This window comes from Actinomadura harenae (assembly GCF_003696215.1).
Classification (GTDB): domain Bacteria; phylum Actinomycetota; class Actinomycetes; order Streptosporangiales; family Streptosporangiaceae; genus Spirillospora; species Spirillospora harenae.
The window spans coordinates 124,459-140,882 of record NZ_RFFG01000001.1; the positions used below are offsets into that span (position 1 = coordinate 124,459).

A 16,424-nucleotide genomic window follows, 5' to 3' on the forward strand; every position below is an offset into this window, starting at 1 on the left:
GGTTATCGGGGACTGGGCAGCCCTCAGCGCGGCGGCGACCATGGGCCGCCGCCGCGCCTTGTGCGGTTCACGGTGGGGAGCGCCGAATTCCTGACGCTCCCCGGCCGTTCGTTATCCGGTCACCGGAATGTGGCCGAAGGCGATCGCGTGCGAGGGCCTGGACCTCACCGGAGTGTGCGTCCCCGGCGGAAGCCCCTCAGCGATGGCACGGTTCCGCACGCACTTCTCCCACATGTCCCTGTCGCGAATTCGATAGGTCGCCTCGCAGGTCATGGACTCCCCGGGCGCCAGCGTCCGGCGCGGGCACTCGATCCGCGAGAGACCGCGCAGATCGTCGATGACGCGCACATTGGTGAGCGTGACGTTCCCGGTGTTGGTCACCCGGTACCTGAAGTGCAGGTGCTGTCCTTCCCTCCAGAAGTGCTTCGGGTGGACGGACTTGCGGATGCGGATCGACGCCTTGGCCTTCCCCTGGACGACGACCTCGGACGGCGGCGACTCCACGGGTTCCGTCGCGCCCGGCGGAGTGCCGTGCGCGGTCGCCGAGTTCTTGACCGAGCCGGCGTCGACGTCCGCCTGCGTCGTCACGTACGTCGCCGTGCAGGTCGCGCTCTCGCCCGGCTCCAGCGTCACCTGGGTGCAGGTGATCGCCGACAGGCCCGGGTGGACGTCGGTGACGCCCACGTCGTTCAGGGTCGTGTTGCCCGTGTTGGTGACGTGGTAGGTGTACGTGATCGTTTGACCGACCGCCGTGAACGTCGTCGGCTCGGCCGTCTTCTGCACGGTCACCGACGGACTCGGAACGGCCTCGACGGTCGTCTCCGACGGCTCGGACACGACCGGCTCGGTCGCGCCCGGCGGAGTGCCGTGCGACGTCGCCGTGTTGTGGATCGACCCGTTGTTCACGTCCTGCTGCGTCGTCACATACGTCGCGGTGCAATTCGTGCTCGCACCCGGCGCGAGAGACGTCGCCGTGCAGGTGATCGCCGACAGACCCGGAAGTTCGTCGGTGACGCCCACGTCATTCAGGGTCGTGTTGCCGGTGTTGGTCACGTGGTACGTGTAGGTGATCGTCTGACCCGCCGCGCTGTACGTCGTCGGCTCGGCCGACTTCTGCACCGCGATCGACGGAGTCGGAATCGCTTCGACGGTCACCTCGTCCGGTGGCGAATCGATCGGCTCGCCGGTGGGCGGAGTGCCGTGCGCGGTCGCCACATTGTTGATCGAGCCGGCGTCGACATCCGCCTGCGTCGTCACATACGTCGCGGTGCAGTTCGTGGTCGCACCCGGCGCCAGAGTCGTCGCCGTGCACGTGACCGCCGAAAGACCCGCCAGATCGTCGGTGACGCCGACGCTGTGCAGCGGAACATTTCCGGTGTTCGTGACGTGGTAGGTGTACGTGATCGTCTGACCGGGCGCGGTGAACGTCGCCGGATGGACCGACTTCTCGATCACCATCGACGGAGCGGACTCACCGGGAATGGTCACGTCGGACGGATCCGAAACGACCGGCTCGGTCTCGCCCGGCGGAATTCCGTGCGACGTCGCCGTGTTGTGGATCGACCCGTTGTTCACGTCCTGCTGCGTCGTCACGTACGTCGCGGTGCAGTTCGTGTTCGCACCCGGCGCCAGCGTCAGATGGGCGCACGTCACGGCCGACAGGCCCGGCAGGTCGTCGGTGATGCCCACGTCGTCCAGGGTCGTGTTGCCCGTGTTGGTGACGTGGTACGTGTACGTGATCGTCTGACCGGCGGCGTTGAACGTCGTCGGCTGGGCCGACTTCTGCACGGCGATCGACGGGTTCGGGACGGCTTCGATGGTCGTCTCCGACGGCGGCGAGTCGATCGGCTCCTCGCCCGGCGGTGTGCCGTGCGAGGTCGCGATGTTGTGGACCGAACCGGCGTCCACGTCCGCCTGCGTCGTCACGTACGTGCCCGTGCACTCGGTCGTCTCGTCAGGCTGGAGAGTCGTCAGCGCGCAGGTGACCGCCGACAGGCCCGGAAGCGGGTCGGTGATGCCCACGTTCGTCAGTGGAACGTTCCCGTTGTTGATGACGAAGTAGGTGTACGTGATCGTCTCGCCCGCCGCGGTGAACTCCGTCGGGTGAGCCGACTTCTCCACCGCCAGGGACGGGATCGCCTCGGCCGGAATGATCACTTCCGACGGCTCGGACACGACCGGCTCGGTCGCGCCCGGCGGAGTGCCGTGCGACGTCGCCGTGTTGTGGATCGACCCGTTGTTCACGTCCTGCTGCGTCGTCACGTACGTCGCGGTGCAGTTCGTGCTCGCACCCGGCGCCAGGGTCGTCGCCGTGCAGGTGACCGCCGACAGGCCCGGCAGGTCGTCGGTGATGCCCACGTCGTCCAGGGTCGTGTTGCCCGTGTTGGTGACGTGGTAGGTGTACGTGATCGTCTGGCCGGCCGCCGTGAACGTCGTCGGCTCGCCCGTCTTCACCAGCGCGATCGACGGGCTGGCGGTGGCCAGGACGGTGGCCTCGTCCGGTGGCGACTCGACCGGCTCGCCGTCGGGCGTGGTGCCGTGCGAGGTCGCCGTGTTGTGGATGGAACCGGCGTCCACGTCCTGCTGCGTCGTCACGTACGTGGCGGTGCAGTTCGTGCTCGCACCCGGTGCGAGCGTCGTCGCCGTGCACGTGACCGCGGACAGGCCCGCCAGGTCGTCGGTGACGCCGACGTCGGACAGTGCGACGTTCCCGGTGTTGGTCACGTGGTACGAGTACGTGATCGTCTCGCCCGCCTCGGTGAACGTCGTCGGGTGCGCCGACTTCTCCACCGTGATCGACGGGGCGGACGCGGCCGGGATGGTGACCTCATCCGGCGGCGACTCCACGGGTTCCGTCGCGCCCGGCGGTGTGCCGTGCGACGTCGCCGAGTCGGTGATGGAACCGTTGTCCACGTCCTGCTCGGTCGTCACGTACGTCGCCGTGCAGTCCGTGCTCTCGCCCGGCGCCAGCGTCGTCGTCCCGCAGGTGATCGCGGAGAGACCCGCGTGCGCGTCGGTGACGCCCACGTCGTTCAGGGTCGTGTTGCCCGTGTTGGTGACGTGGTAGCCGTACGTGATCGTCTCGCCCACCGCCGAGAACGTCATCGGGTCGGCCGACTTCTGCACCGTGATCGCCGGGGCGGGGACCGCCTCGATGACGGCCTCACCCGGGTTCGAGACGGTCGGTGTCGTCGCCCCTGGTGGAGTGCCGCGCGCGATCGCCACGTTGTGGATGGAACCGGCGTCCACGTCCGCCTGCGTCGTCACGTAGGTGGCGGTGCACTGGGCGCTGTCACCCGGTTCCAGCGACGACGGCGTGCACGGGATGTTCGTCAACCCGACCGTGTCGTCGGAGACGGTCACGTTGTTCAGCCGGACGTTCCCGGTGTTGGTGACCGCGTAGCGGTAGGTGATGGTCTCGCCCGCCGCCGAGAAGCTCGTCTGGTCCACCGACTTCTCGAGGTGGAGCGCCGTACTCGGCACGGACGTGATCGTGACGTCCGACGTGTCGATCACGTCGGGACCTTCCGGTGGAGTGCCGTGCGCGGTCCCCGTGTTGCTGACGGAACCGGCGTCCAGATCCGCCTGGGTGACCGTGTAGGTGGCCGTGCAGGTCGTGTTCTCCCCGGGTTGGAGCTCCGACACCGGGCAGTCGATCGACGACAGTCCGGGCAGCGGGTCGGCCACGTTCACGTTGGTCAGCGGCTCGCTGCCGTTGTTGGTGACCAGGTAGGTGTAGTTGATGAGCTGCCCGACCGTCGTGAAGGTCGTCGGGTCGGCCGACTTCTGCAGCGAGATCGAGGGCTCGGGCTCCTCGGTGAAGACCACGTCCGTCCCGCCCGGCGGGTTCAGACCGTGGAGGATGGTCATGTCCGTGGCGTCGTTGTGGTAGGTGCTGGGCGTCTCGGACGTGACGTCCACGGTCACCGTGCAGGACGCCTGCCCGGCGTTGATCGCGCCGTCGGTGATGGAGACCTCGTTGCCGCCGTCGGGGGCCGAGAGCGTCCCGGCGGGGCAGGTCGTGGCCGCGTTGGACGGGGTCGCCAGCACCAGGCCCGCCGGCAGCGTGTCGGTGAACGCCCAGCCGGACTTGGCGAGCAGGTCGTCGGTGTTGGTGATGGTGATCGTCAGCCGGGACGTCTGGCCGATCTGGACCGTGCCGGGGGCGAAGGTCTTGTCCAGCTGCGGCGTGACGTCCAGAAGCTTGATGTCGTCGAACGCGTGGTCATTGCCGTTGCCGCTGCCCTGCGCGTTCCGCATCATGACGCCGACCGACGGGTCGGTGACCAGCAGCGGCGCGTCACCCGGGAAGGTGCCCGCCCAGAAGCCGGGCGAGACCTGCGTCCCCTGGCTGCACGGGTCGATCGACTCGTTGGTGACCGGGGTCTCCGTCGCGCCATGGAACAGGAAGAAGTCGAGCATGGCGTGGTTGTGGTTGGTGTCGCAGCTGGTCTCCGACGCGTTCACCGAGAAGGTCAGGAACCGGCCGTCCTGCGCCGCCGGAAGGGGGATCTCCGACCCGGTCTGGAACTCGATGAAGTTCGCGCCCGGGTTGCCGTTGTTGACGTGCCCGTTGGTGTAGGCGCTGACCGCGTGGTTGTTCGCGGGGGTCGGCGTCCCGTTGAGGATGCCGAGGGCCCGGGAGAGCTGGCGGACGTTGTTCCACGCCGTCACCCCCGTGGCGCCGGGACCGCCCTGGGGGTTGCAGTCCGCGACCTGGGGAGCGACCGCCGCCTGGCCACCGGCCGGGTCCGAGAACGCGGCGACCCAGCCGTTGCAGTTCTCCAGCCACGGCTGGTCGGCCGTGTAGGTCATGCCGGTCACGCCGGTGTAGTTGTTCAGGCGGATGGGCAGGTTCGACTGGCGGTTCTCGAAGTTCTCCGAGAACACCGTCGTCGGGGTCTGCGGTACGCCCGGCGACCCCGGGACCGTCCTCGGCGCGCTATGTCGCGCCTTCGCCTTCGTCGAGGCCTCGGCGCCGACGCGCGCGGACGCCGAGGGCGCGAGCGCCCCCGTCAGCGTCAGCGCGCAGAGCAGCGCCAGGAGTCCGGACCATCTGCCTTCGCTCAGACGGCGGATCGTTCCGCCGCGGCGTGAACCGCTCATGTTCCCCCCACACAACATGATCAATACGCCGCGTGATCTACCCGTTACTGATCGTCGACAATCGCGATCTACGGGGTCAGTCGATCACGAGCGGGACATCGCGGCAGGTCACAGACTCATCGCACGGACCCGCGACCGACTATGGGGGCCGGAGCGGACGTCGGAGCGGACGTCGAGGCGGACGTCGGGGCGAGCGGCGGCGCGAGTTGCGGCACGCTCGGCGAGGCGAGCGGCGCGGTGTGGGCGTCGAGGCGAGCGGGCGGCGGGCGGGTCAGGTCCAGAGCTGGCGGAGGCGCCAGGAGTCCGCGGCGGACGCGGTGACCTCGGCGATGCCCAGCGCCCCGGCCGGCGTGACGACCTGGAGGCGGAGGAGGCGCGGCGCTCCGGGCGGCTGCCATTCGGCCATGACCCGGCGGACGCCGAACTGGCTGCCGTCCTGGCAGGTGAGGCGGACGGGGCGACCGGACGCGTTGGTCACCGCGATGACGGATTGCTCGAGGTGCATGCGCCCATACTAGAACACCCGTTCGAAGGAAACGGGGATTGGTGGCGTGTCGGCGGCGTCCGCGCCACGGGTGGCGGCGAAACGGACCCCGGTGCTAGGCGCGGAGGGCGGCGACGATCGTGGCGGCGAGTTCGTCCAGGTAGGCGGGGGTGGGGGCCGCGCGCAGGACGGTCAGGCGCCAGTAGAGCGGGCCCGTCAGCAGGTCGAGCGCGAGGTCGGTTCCGGCGCCCTCGGGGAGCTCGCCGCGCTCGACGGCACGCCCGAAGACCTGGGACGTGATGTCGCGCTGCGTGTCGCGGAGGGCCTTCTCGAGCGTTCGCGCGATGTCGGGGTTGCGGGCGGCCTCGGCCAGCAGGTCCGGGACGATCTGGGCGGCCAGTGGATGCCGGAGGGCGCGGGCGAGGATCTTCAGGAGGGTCTGGACGTCCCCGAGCAGGGAGCCGGTGTCCGGGACGGGGATGCGCAGCGCCGCGACGGCGGAGACGGCGTCGATGACCAGTTCGAGCTTGGACGGCCAGCGCCGGTACACGGCGGTCTTGCCGACGCCGGCGCGGCGGGCGACCGCCTCGACCGACAGGCGTCCGTAGCCGGACGCGGCGAGCTCCTCGAAGACCGCGGCGCGGAGCGAGTCGGTGATGTCCTCGCGCAGGACGGCGGCCCCGCTCGGGGCCCGGCGCGGTCGGGGCTGGGTCGTCATGGACGCCGAGCCTATCCCGAGTGGACGAAACGGTTGCGTTCCGTCCGTCGGCCGTTCTACCGTGAGAACGAAGCGACGAAACGGTACCGTTCTATCCACCGACCGGTGTCACGGGACGCCCGGCCGGCCCCGCCCGGCCGCGCCCGGCCAGGGCCCACCGGTCCCACGGGACGAAGGCGAGCGCCATGAGTCACCCCGGAATCCGCACGTCACCGCCGTCCGGCGTCCTCCTCGACACGGGCGACGAGGACGACCTTCCGCCCCACCTCCTGGCCGCCCGGTACGGGCTCGAGGTCAGCGGGGCCAGGCCGTCCCTGCCCGCCTACACCCGCCAGGTGTGGTTCCGGCGGCACTTCGTCACCGCCTACGCCACCGCCCGGCTCACCTCGATGTACGCGAACGCGAGGCTGGGCCAGCTCTGGCAGGTGATGACCCCGCTGCTGAACGCGGGCGTCTACTACCTGATCTTCGGGGTGCTCATGGGCACCCGGCACACCGTCACCAACTTCATCCCCTACCTGTGCACCGGGGTGTTCGTCTACTCGTTCACGCAGGCCAGCGTGCTCGCGGGGACGCGCGCCGTGCAGGGGAACCTGAGCCTGATCCGCGCGCTGCACTTCCCCCGCGCGTGCCTGCCGGTCGCGCTGACGCTCAACCAGCTTCAGCAGACGCTGTTCTCCACCGGGGTGCTCGCGGTGATCGTCCTGGCGTTCGGGGAGCCCCTCACCGTGCGCTGGCTGCTCGTCCCGCCCGTGCTGGTCGCGCAGACGCTGTTCAACATGGGCCTCGCGCTCGCGATGGCGCGCGTCGGCGCGAAGTACACCGACGCCGCGCAGCTGGTGCCGTTCGTGACGCGGACCTGGCTGTACTTCTCCGGCGTCTTCTACAACCTGACCACCCTCACCAAGCACGCCCCCGGGTGGGCCGGGACGCTCCTCGAGGCGAATCCGGCCCACGTCTACATCACCCTGATGCGCTACGCGCTGATGCGCTCGGTGCCCGCCTCGAACCTCCCCCCGCACGTGTGGGTGCTGGCGATCGGCTGGGCCCTGGTGATCGGCATCGGGGGATACGTCTACTTCTGGCAGGCCGAGGAGGAATACGGTCGTGGCTGACAACCAGGCATCCGCACAGCAGACATCCGCGCATCAGATATCGGCACAGCAGGCGTCCGCACAGCAGGCGTCCGCGCAGCGCAGGTCGGCGCCGACGGTGATCGTGGACGACGTCCACGTCGTCTACCGGGTCCACGGATCGGGCACGGGACGCGGGAGCGCCACGTCCGCCCTCGGACGCCTCGCCACCCGCCGCACCCTGCCCGGGACGCGGGAGGTGCACGCCGTCAAGGGCGTCAGCCTGGTCGCGCGCCGGGGCGAGGCGGTCGGGCTCGTCGGCACCAACGGGTCGGGCAAGTCCACCCTGCTGCGGACGATCGCCGGGCTCCTCCCGCCCGAGCGCGGACGGGTCTACACCGACGGCCAGCCGTCGCTGCTCGGCGTCAACGCGGCCCTGATGAACGACCTGTCCGGCGAACGCAACGTCGCGCTCGGCTGCCTCGCCATGGGCATGAGCCCGGAACAGGTGCGCGAGCGCTACTCCGGCATCGTCGACTTCTCCGGGATCAACGAGCGCGACGAGTTCACGATCCACATGCCGATGCGCACCTACTCGTCCGGGATGGCGGCGCGCCTGCGGTTCTCCATCGCCGCCGCGAAGACGCACGACGTGCTGCTGATCGACGAGGCGCTGTCCACGGGCGACAGCGGGTTCCAGCGGCGCAGCAAGGAGCGGATCGAGGAGCTCCGCGAGCAGGCCGGAACGGTCTTCCTGGTCAGCCACAACAACACGACCATCCGCGAGACCTGCGACCGGACGCTGTGGCTGGAGTCCGGCGTCCTCCGCATGGACGGCCCCACCGACGAGGTCCTCGCGGCCTACGAGGACTTCGCCAAGGGCCGCAAGTAGGCCGGTCGGGGCTGGGACGGTTCCGAAACCGTCCCAGCCCCTGGCGTCGTCAGTTCGAGCGGGCGATGAACGGGCGCATGTGCTCGTCGTCGCCGCTGACGCCCACGCTCCACAGGCCGCCGCCCGGGATCGGGGACAGGCCCTCGACGGCCGCCGTTCCAGAGACCGGAGAGGTGGTCTCCTCCCAGCCCGTCGCGGTCCGCCGCAGGGTGAAGGACGTGTAGTCCGGCATGGACGGCGCGAACGTGTCACCGGCGGCGAGGGCGTGGCCGCCGCTCACGGCGACGTCGTTCAGCTCACCGCGCCCGTCCGGCACCTTCGCGGTCGTCCATGCGCGCCCGTCCCAGTGCAGGAGCAGCGGACGCCGGATCTCCTCCCAGGCGGGGCTGCGTTTGCCCATGCCGGAGACCCAGACGTCGCTTCCGGACGCCATCCGCACGCGCGTGACCCGGTTCGTCCACTCGCCGGTGTCCGGTGCGGGCACGCGCTTCCAGACCCGTCCGTCCCAGTGCAGGAGGATCACACCCTCGGGCTGGGTGTCGTTCTTCGTGGTGTCCGTGCCCACGGCCCAGGCATCGTCCGGTCCCCGCGCGTCGATGCCGTCCAGCCCGAAGGAGTCGCCGAGCTTCGGCAGCGGGACGTTCCGCCACCGCCTGCCGTCCCAGTGCTGGACGAAGCCGCGCTCGACCTGCGTCACCGAGTCGTAGGTACTGCCCGTCATCCAGGCGTCCCGGGCGGTGACGGCCTTGACCGCCTCGTTGCCCGACTGCTGGGCTCCGGGGATCGGCTCGTACGGGACCCGGGACCAGGCGTGCCCGTCCCAGTGCAGGAGCGCGCAGTCCGCGGAGGCCCACACGTCGCTCGCGCTCGAGGCGCTGACCTGGTTGACGCGGCCGACCTCGGGCAGGGCGACCTTCTTCCACGCCCTGCCGTCCCAATGCAGCATCAGGCTGCTGAACATCCCCTGACTGGCGCACTCGTCGTCGTTGGTCACGCTCGACCGCCGCATCGCGGGCGGTTTCGGAGTCGGGGTGCCCCCGTCGTCCCTGAGGACGAGGCCACCGGCCCACGCGTCGTCGCGGCCGGTCGCGCTGACGCTGAGGATGTTGGTGCCGCCTTCGACGGGCACGTCGAACTGCCGCCATGTCGGGCCGGTGGCCGCCGAGGCCGGTGCCGCAGAGGCCGGTGCCGCAGAGGCCGGTGCCGCCGTCGTCGCCGTCAGCGCGAGGGTGAGCACCGCGATCGTGGATCTACGCATGGGGAGACCTTTCAGCGGGTGGGGAGGGCGCCGGCGGCGCCGACCCAGCCCTGCTTCTCGAAGGTGAGGCGGTCGGCGCCGGCCTCGTCGAACTCCAGGAGCTGCGCGGTCGCCGGGGAGACGACGAGGCGGACTCCCCCGGAGGCGAGGGCGACGCCGCGACGGCCCTGGGAGTCGGCGACGCCTCCGGTGGCGCGGAGGGACGGGCAGTCGGCCAGGATCCGGAACAGGGACGACCTGGTGCCGGGCGAGGTCGGGGCCATGAACAGGTCCCAGGCGGCGACGAAGACGTACTGGCAGTAGTCGGCGGGCGCCGTGTAGCCGTGCGCGCCGCCCTTGCGGTCCTGCTGCCAGAGTTCGCGCAGGTAGGAGCCCAGGGCGGGCTTGGTGGAGGGCAGGCTCGGGACGGACCTCCACGCGATCTCGTGGGAGCCGATGACCGGGTCGGCGATGTGCGAGGGCTTGTCGTAGGTCACGGTGAACGGCTTGGTCGCGGTGGTGCCGCCGTTGACGTCCAGGGGCGGGGAACCCGCCGCGCGCCAGGCCGACTCGTCCCTCTTGGTAGGAAAGGTGGCGCGGGCGTCCAGCGGGCCGTGCGAACGCAGGCGCAGGCCGGTCACGCCGGGAAGGCCGCAGATCCAGTCCTCGTGGCCGGCGGCCGTGCGCGCCCGGAACGGCAGCGGCGTGGCCTTGGGCTTGGCCTTGGCCGGCAGAGGCCCGCCCAGGTCCTGGGACATGCGGGTGCGCGTGTACCAGCAGGTCCCGTGGGTGGTGGGCTGCTTGGCGGCGGTGTCGGCGCTGGCCAGCAGGAAGGCGCGGGCGTCGATCGTGGTGTCCGGGGCCGCCTGGTGGTGGCCGCCCGCGCCGCTCGGGAGGGTCGCGGCGACGGCCACGGCCGCGGCGGCCGTCGCCGCGCCGAGGCCGAGGGCGATCCCGCGGACGGGCCGCCGCCGCGACGGCGCCCTCACCTCCCGGGGCTGGAGGACGGACGGGTCCGGGCGTCGCTCGTAGGCGGCGTCGGCGAGCTCGTCGACCGCGGGCCTCAGAGCGTCGATCATGGCGGTGACCTGGTCGTTCTTCATGGCTTCTCCGTATTCACCAGAGGGCGGACGGTCGGCCCGGCAGGAGCTGCGGCGCTCGGCCTGGCCTCGGACGCGGCGGTCGGCCTGCCCGCGGGCTCGGCGGCCGGCGGGTCGAGGGTTCTGGCCAGGCGGCGGCGTCCGCGGTGCAGCCGGACCAGGAACGCGGCCCGGGAGCAGCCCGCGACGCGGGCCCCCTCGGCCGGGTCGAGGCCGTGCCACGCGGTCAGCGTGACGGCCTCGGCCTCCTTGGCCGAGAGCGCGGCCAGCGCGGCGAGCGCCTGGTCACGGGCGATGACGCCGTCGGCGGCGTCCCGGTCGGCGGGGTCGGTCAGCGCCGCCAGCCGGTCGACGAGACGGCGGCCGCGGTCGGTGGCACCGTGCGACTGGCGGGCGAGGTTCCGCGCCACGCCGAGCAGCCACGGCAGCGCCCGCTCCGGGATCTCGTCCACCTTGCGCCACGCGACGGCGAACACCTCGCCGGTGACGTCCTCCGCGGCCTGACGCTCGACGCGCAGGACGACATAGCCGAACACACTGCGGTAATGCGCTTCGTACAGGCGGGTGAACCTGGCTTCGCGCTCGTTCACGCCACCTCCTCTCCCCTCGGGGCCCTAACGCCGAGAAGTCGCAGAGAGCGGCCCAGGATTACGTCAGGTCGCCGAGATCGTCTTGCGTTGGGAGCGGCGGAGGCGATTACCTCAGACGGGTGCAGACAGAACAAACGTCCACACCGAAGGACAGCGAGGGGAACAACGCCCCCGACCACCGCGCGCGCCGTGCCGTCACCGTCTTCCCGGTCCTGGTCCTGCTGGCCGGCGGGCTCGGGCTGCTCATGCCGGACACCCTGCGCGGCGGGAAGGAGGCGGTGCCGTACCTGCTGGGCGTCGTGATGTTCTGCATGGGCCTGACCATGACCGGCGCGGACTTCCGGGGCGTCGTGCGGCGTCCGTGGGCGGTCGGCCTCGGGCTGGTCGCGCATTACGTGATCATGCCGGGACTCGGGTGGCTGATCGCGAACGCGCTCGGCCTGTCGCCGCAGCTCGCGGCCGGGCTGATCCTGGTCGGCTGCGCGCCGAGCGGGACGGCGTCCAACGTCGTGGCCTACCTCGCGCGCGGCGACGTGGCGCTCGCCGTGTCGATCGGCACCGTGTCCACGCTGCTCGCGCCCGTGTTCACGCCCGCGCTGACGCTGCTGCTGGCGGGCGAGTACCTGCCGGTGCACGCCGCGTCGATGATGACCGACATCCTCAAGACGGTGCTGGTCCCGGTGGTGGCCGGGTTCGTGCTGCGGACGGTCGCGAACCGGCTGGTCACGCGGCTGGCGCCCGTCCTGCCGTGGGTGTCGGTGGTGGCGATCGGCGTGATCGTGGCGATCGTCGTCGCGGGCAGCGCCAAGGCGATCACCTCGGCGGCGGGCGTGGTGTTCCTCGCGGTCGTCCTGCACAACGGGTTCGGGCTGCTGCTCGGCTACCTCGCCGGACGCGCCGGACGGCTCGGCGAACGCGGCAGCCGCGCGCTGACGTTCGAGGTCGGGATGCAGAACTCCGGGCTCGCCGCCGCGCTGGCGACGGCGAACTTCAGCCCGCTCGCGGCGCTCCCGGCGGCGATCTTCTCGGTGTGGCACAACGTCAGCGGGGCGCTCGTCGCGGCCTGGTTCTCGCGCCGCCCGGCGGACGACTGACGGCGGCCCCCGGCTTTGGTGGCGACTCGGCTTCGGCGGCGACCCGGCTTCGGTGGCGACTCGCCTTCGGTGCCAGTTCGCGGATTCGGCGGGCACGAAGGGTGCGCGCCACGTCACCATGAGTCCATGGACACGCAGGAAATGGACTCTCGGCACCGGGACGGCCGGTGATGGACGTCGGGGCGTTCCCGCTGATGCGCGGCTTCGACACCATCAACGTCAGCACGGAGCTGGAACCGATGGCGGCGATGCGGGACGCGGACCTCGGGGAGCGGATCGGGGCCTTCCCCAAGATGCTGCCCGGCGGGTCGCCGGACTTCGGCAGCGCCGAGCAGCACGGCGAGGGCTGGCGGGTGCTGTGCAGCGGCGCGAGCGATCCCTGCTCGGCGCGGATCGACCTGGCGGCGACGCTGCGGAAGTCCGCGGGGGCCGTGGAGGGCCCGCCCACGCCCGGGGTGCGGCGCGAGCGGGACGTGTCGACCGTCCGGGCGATGCTCGCGGCCGCCGGGCGGCTCGACCCGGAGGAGGGCGAGCCGCTGGCCAAGGACGAGTGGGAGATCGGCGAGCGCCGCTACCGGGTGATCCGGATCGAGAAGTTCGTCCTGATCAACTCGGACGGGATGGAGCCGCCGCGGTCCAGCGACGCCGAGCCGCCGGACGAGCCGTCGCTGCTGCGCGGGCACCCGATCGACCCGTGCGCGCCGGCCGGGTTCTGGGAGGCGCAGCTGCGGTTGAACCTGACCGGGTTCGGGCCGATCCCCGGGACGATGCCGGAGCAGGTGGAGGCCGAGGCGCGGCACGCGTGCCGGACGCATCCGGGGATCGTGATGCTGCCGCCGACGTTCTCGATCGTGGAGGTCACCCCCGAGGGCGGCTGGGAGCCGCTGACCGGCGGGCACGGCCCGGCCGAGGCGAAGGAGCGGCTGAGCGGGCACTTCACGCAGCTGCTGCCGATGCTCCGCGAGTTCCAGGGCGACCCGGCGTCGCCGGAGGAGCTCGCGGACTGGGCGTCGGCCGCCGCGCGGATCGACGCGGAGCCCGGCCCGGAGTGGAACGTCACGATCTCCGGCGCGCCGCGCCGGTTCCGGATCGTCCGGATCGGGCGGATGATCCGCGTCGGGCGGGACGGCCCCGAGCCGCCCCGCCCGTCCGACCAGGAGCGTTACGGCTGACCGCGGGTCCGACCGACCGCGAGTCCGAAGCACCGCGGGTCCGGCTCACCGCGGGTCCGGCTCACCGCGGGTCCGGCCGCCGGGTTCGGGCCCGGCGGCCGGACGGGATCACCAGAGGTCGGCGAGGTCCACGGTCCCGGCGAGCAGCCGGGCGCCCTCGTCGTTGAGGTGGATGCCGTCGCCCGAGTCCAGGTCGGGGCGGATGTAGCCGGGGGCGTCCGGGTCCTCGACCGCGCGGGCCGAGTCGAAGACGGCGTCGAACACGTCCGACGTGCGGATCCACTCGTTGACCGCGGCGCGGACCTCCTGCGCCTCGGGTGAGGTGCCGCCCTCGTAGATCGCCCCGGCGAACGGGCCGATCGTCGCGAGGAGGGCGCGCAGCCCGGCGGCGTGGATGCGGACGGCGAGCTCGGTGTATCCGGCGATCAGCTCCTCGGCCGTGGGCATCGGCTGGCCGTACATGCCGGGCAGGCCGAGGTCGTTGATGCCGAGGTGGACCAGGACGTGCGTCGCGCCGGGAACGGTCAGGACGTCGCGCTCCAGCCGGGACAGCGCGTGCTCGCCGTGCTCGTCGGTGAGCAGGCGGTTGCCCGCGATGCCGAGGTTGACGACCCAGCCGCGGTCGAGCCGGTCGTTCAGGGCGTCCACCGAGCGGTGGTTCGCGCTGACCGTCGTGCCCGTCCCCTCGAACCAGGAGTCGCCGAGCGCGACCGCGACGGGCGTCCCCTCCGGGGCGAGGACGTCCACGCCGGACACGTAGGCGCGGATCTCGAACGTCTCCGGGGCGTCCAGCTCGACGGCGGCGGTCTGGTTCCCCGGCGCCGCGTACGAGCGCTCCATCGGCATGTGCGAGTAGGTCGCGCGCTCGGTCTCGTCCGGGAGGTAGAGGCTCAGCGACAGCAGGTTCCCGGCCGCGACGGCCAGCGGGACCTCGTCGCTGACGACCTCGCCGCCGGGCGGGACCGTGATCTCCGCCGCGCCGTCGAACCGCAGCTCACGGTCGGTCTCCGGGACGATCGCGTCGGTCTTCGCCTGGAGCGCGACCCGTGCCGCGCCGATCCGCAGCGGGTTCCGCCCGAACCGGTTGGTGAGCCGGACCCGGATCCGCTCGCCGCCCCCGGCCAGCGGCAGCGGCTGCCGGACGGTCTGGTCCGCGAACCCCCGCGACTCGAAGAGCCTGTGCGTCTCGTACGGACTGATCACGCCAGAGCGGAAGCCCGCCACCCACTGCTGCGACATCTGCGCCTCGTCTCCTTCGTCCCGCAATTCGATCTTGGGAACCCGGAACGACCGGCGATGATTCCCGGTCGGCCGGGGCCGATTCCGAATTCCCCCCGAAAGTGAGGACGTTCCATGACGTCCCGCGTAATCGCCGCGCCGCACCGCCCCACGGCAGGCTCACGGTCATCAGCGAAACCGCGAACACGCAGGAGCGCGACATGACCGCCGTCTCGGCACCGGAATCGTCACCCGCACGGGTGGCCGCCGCCGTTCCCGGCTGGGGGACCCTGCTGGTCCTGCTCACCGGGGTCTTCATCACCACCCTCGACTTCTTCATCGTCAACGTGGCCATCCCCGCCACCCAGCGGGACCTGCACGCGACCCCGTCGCAGATCCAGTTCGTCGTCGCCGGGTTCGGCGTCGCGGTCGCCGCCGGGCTCATCACCGCGGGCCGCCTCGGCGACCTCTACGGACGGCGCCGGATGTTCTCCCTCGGCCTCGCGCTCTTCACCCTCGCCTCGGCGGCCTGCGCGGAGGCGCCGTCCGCCGGGATCCTGATCGGCGCGCGGGTCGCGCAGGGCGTCGGCGCGGCGCTCCTCATGCCGCAGGTCCTCGGCATCATCACCACCGTCTACACCGGCCCGGAGCGGGCGAAGGCGTTCGACGCCTACGGGATCGCGATGGGCTTCGGCGGGGTGTTCGGGCAGCTCATCGGCGGGGTTCTCATCAAGGCCGACCTGTTCGGGATGGGCTGGCGCGCGATCTTCTGGATCAACGTGCCGATCGGCGCGGCGGCACTCGCGGTGGTCCGCCGGATCGTCCCGGAGTCCCGCGCGAACGGCGCGTCCCGGCTCGACCCGGTCGGCACCGTCCTGGTCTCGCTCGGCCTCGTCGCCATCGTGATCCCGCTCGTCCAGGGCCGTGAGCAGGGCTGGCCGATGTGGACCTGGGAGTGCCTCGGCGCCGCCGCCGTCCTGCTCGCCGCGTTCGCCGTCCACCAGCGCCGCGTGGGCCACCCGCTCGTCTCCCCGGCCCTGTTCCGCCACCGGTCGTTCCCGGTCGGCGCGGTCGTCTCGCTGGTCCACGCCATGACCATGGGCTCGTTCTTCCTGATCCTCGCCCTCTACCTCCAGGTGGGTCGCGGGCTGTCGCCGCTGGCGTCCGGTCTGGTCTTCCTCCCGCTGGGCCTCGGGTACTTCGTCTCCTCGGCGCGGGCCGCGGCCATCGCGGAGCGGCTCGGACGGCAGACCGTCGCGGTCGGCGGCCTGGCCATGGCGCTCGGCCTCGGGGTCCTCGCGGTCACCTCGGCGGACCTCGGACAGCACGGCGCGGTCGCCTGGGTCATCCCCGGGCTGGTCGTCGCGGGCGCCGGGATGGGCCTGGTCATGGCGCCGCTCCCGGCGCTGGTCCTGAGCCGGGTGGACGCCGAGCACGCCGGCGCCGCGTCCGGTGTGCTGAGCACCGCGCAGCAGGCGGGCGGCGCGATCGGGGTCGCGCTCGTCGGGGTCGTCTTCTACGGCGCGCACGGCGGCGTCCCGCACGCCTTCACGGCCGGGCTGGTCTTCCTCCTCATCCTGGACGTCCTGGTCGCGGCCCTGGTGCAGGCCCTTCCCAAGGCCCGGTGAGCCCCCCACGGACCACAGCACCGCCCATGAAAGGCCCCGCCGTTCGGCGGGGCCTTCTCCTGTACCGGTCGGATCCGGCGGACGGCGTCGCGGCCGCCGCGTCAACCGAGGC

At 71.8% G+C, this 16,424-nt stretch carries 12 protein-coding genes; 5 read left to right on the top strand and 7 right to left on the bottom strand.

The annotated features are described in order from the left end of the window. Positions 1–111: 111 nt before the first annotated feature. The 3 genes from EBO15_RS00530 to EBO15_RS00540 all read right to left on the bottom strand — a co-directional run bounded on the left by EBO15_RS00530 (position 112) and on the right by EBO15_RS00540 (position 6,308). The gene (locus tag EBO15_RS00530; protein ID WP_122192265.1) at positions 112–5,106 is read right to left on the bottom strand and encodes a DUF7507 domain-containing protein; all 4,995 of its coding nucleotides are present in this window, start codon (positions 5,104–5,106) and stop codon (positions 112–114) included. Positions 5,107–5,377: 271 nt separating this feature from the next. Beyond that, on the bottom strand, positions 5,378–5,611 hold the full coding sequence (locus EBO15_RS00535) for a hypothetical protein (RefSeq protein WP_122192266.1): 234 nt from the start codon (positions 5,609–5,611) through the stop codon (positions 5,378–5,380). 94 nt (positions 5,612–5,705) lie between these two features. Next, a complete protein-coding gene (locus tag EBO15_RS00540; protein WP_122192267.1) occupies positions 5,706–6,308 on the bottom strand; it encodes a TetR/AcrR family transcriptional regulator in 603 nt (200 codons plus the stop codon). A 185-nt stretch (positions 6,309–6,493) separates the two neighbouring features. Between EBO15_RS00540 and EBO15_RS00545 the strand changes: the two genes are divergently transcribed. Both EBO15_RS00545 and EBO15_RS00550 read left to right on the top strand, forming a co-directional pair. Next, on the top strand, positions 6,494–7,423 hold the full coding sequence (locus tag EBO15_RS00545) for an ABC transporter permease (RefSeq protein ID WP_122192268.1): 930 nt from the start codon (positions 6,494–6,496) through the stop codon (positions 7,421–7,423). Positions 7,424–7,460: 37 nt separating this feature from the next. Then, positions 7,461–8,273, top strand: a complete 813-nt coding sequence (locus EBO15_RS00550) for an ABC transporter ATP-binding protein (protein WP_122192363.1) — start codon at positions 7,461–7,463, stop codon at positions 8,271–8,273. Positions 8,274–8,322: 49 nt separating this feature from the next. On the opposite strand, the gene EBO15_RS00555 is transcribed toward EBO15_RS00550, so the two are convergent. The 3 genes from EBO15_RS00555 to EBO15_RS00565 are packed head-to-tail and all read right to left on the bottom strand — an operon-like array spanning position 8,323 to position 11,200. Beyond that, positions 8,323–9,531, bottom strand: coding sequence for a hypothetical protein (locus EBO15_RS00555; RefSeq protein ID WP_147481330.1), 1,209 nt, complete (start codon positions 9,529–9,531; stop codon positions 8,323–8,325). An 11-nt stretch (positions 9,532–9,542) separates the two neighbouring features. Next, positions 9,543–10,613, bottom strand: a complete 1,071-nt coding sequence (locus tag EBO15_RS00560) for a hypothetical protein (RefSeq protein ID WP_122192270.1) — start codon at positions 10,611–10,613, stop codon at positions 9,543–9,545. Further along, positions 10,610–11,200, bottom strand: coding sequence for an RNA polymerase sigma factor (locus tag EBO15_RS00565; RefSeq protein ID WP_233615836.1), 591 nt, complete (start codon positions 11,198–11,200; stop codon positions 10,610–10,612). The genes EBO15_RS00560 and EBO15_RS00565 overlap by 4 nt, the downstream gene beginning before the upstream one ends. Before the next feature lie 119 nt (positions 11,201–11,319). Between EBO15_RS00565 and EBO15_RS00570 the strand changes: the two genes are divergently transcribed. Together EBO15_RS00570 and EBO15_RS00575 are read left to right on the top strand one after the other, a co-directional pair. Then, the gene (locus EBO15_RS00570) at positions 11,320–12,294 is read left to right on the top strand and encodes a bile acid:sodium symporter family protein (RefSeq protein WP_122192271.1); all 975 of its coding nucleotides are present in this window, start codon (positions 11,320–11,322) and stop codon (positions 12,292–12,294) included. A gap of 170 nt (positions 12,295–12,464) precedes the next feature. Beyond that, a complete protein-coding gene (locus EBO15_RS00575) occupies positions 12,465–13,466 on the top strand; it encodes a DUF5954 family protein (RefSeq protein WP_122192272.1) in 1,002 nt (333 codons plus the stop codon). A gap of 108 nt (positions 13,467–13,574) precedes the next feature. Here EBO15_RS00575 and EBO15_RS00580 read toward each other — a convergent pair whose 3' ends face one another. Further along, positions 13,575–14,705, bottom strand: a complete 1,131-nt coding sequence (locus EBO15_RS00580) for a GDSL-type esterase/lipase family protein (RefSeq protein WP_122192273.1) — start codon at positions 14,703–14,705, stop codon at positions 13,575–13,577. A gap of 200 nt (positions 14,706–14,905) precedes the next feature. Here EBO15_RS00580 and EBO15_RS00585 point away from each other — a divergent pair, with 200 nt between their 5' ends. Then, a complete protein-coding gene (locus EBO15_RS00585) occupies positions 14,906–16,312 on the top strand; it encodes an MFS transporter (protein ID WP_199744251.1) in 1,407 nt (468 codons plus the stop codon). The last annotated feature ends 112 nt before the right edge of the window (positions 16,313–16,424 follow it).

Excerpts from the sequence above, each read along its gene's own strand:
- EBO15_RS00530 (WP_122192265.1), bottom strand. The coding sequence starts at position 5,106 with ATGAGCGGTTCACGCCGCGGCGGAACGATCCGCCGTCTGAGCGAAGGC.
- EBO15_RS00535 (WP_122192266.1), bottom strand. The coding sequence starts at position 5,611 with ATGCACCTCGAGCAATCCGTCATCGCGGTGACCAACGCGTCCGGTCGC.
- EBO15_RS00540 (WP_122192267.1), bottom strand. The coding sequence starts at position 6,308 with ATGACGACCCAGCCCCGACCGCGCCGGGCCCCGAGCGGGGCCGCCGTC.
- EBO15_RS00545 (WP_122192268.1), top strand. The coding sequence starts at position 6,494 with ATGAGTCACCCCGGAATCCGCACGTCACCGCCGTCCGGCGTCCTCCTC.
- EBO15_RS00555 (WP_147481330.1), bottom strand. The coding sequence starts at position 9,531 with ATGCGTAGATCCACGATCGCGGTGCTCACCCTCGCGCTGACGGCGACG.
- EBO15_RS00560 (WP_122192270.1), bottom strand. The coding sequence starts at position 10,613 with ATGAAGAACGACCAGGTCACCGCCATGATCGACGCTCTGAGGCCCGCG.
- EBO15_RS00575 (WP_122192272.1), top strand. The coding sequence starts at position 12,465 with ATGGACGTCGGGGCGTTCCCGCTGATGCGCGGCTTCGACACCATCAAC.
- EBO15_RS00580 (WP_122192273.1), bottom strand. The coding sequence starts at position 14,705 with ATGTCGCAGCAGTGGGTGGCGGGCTTCCGCTCTGGCGTGATCAGTCCG.
- EBO15_RS00585 (WP_199744251.1), top strand. The coding sequence starts at position 14,906 with ATGACCGCCGTCTCGGCACCGGAATCGTCACCCGCACGGGTGGCCGCC.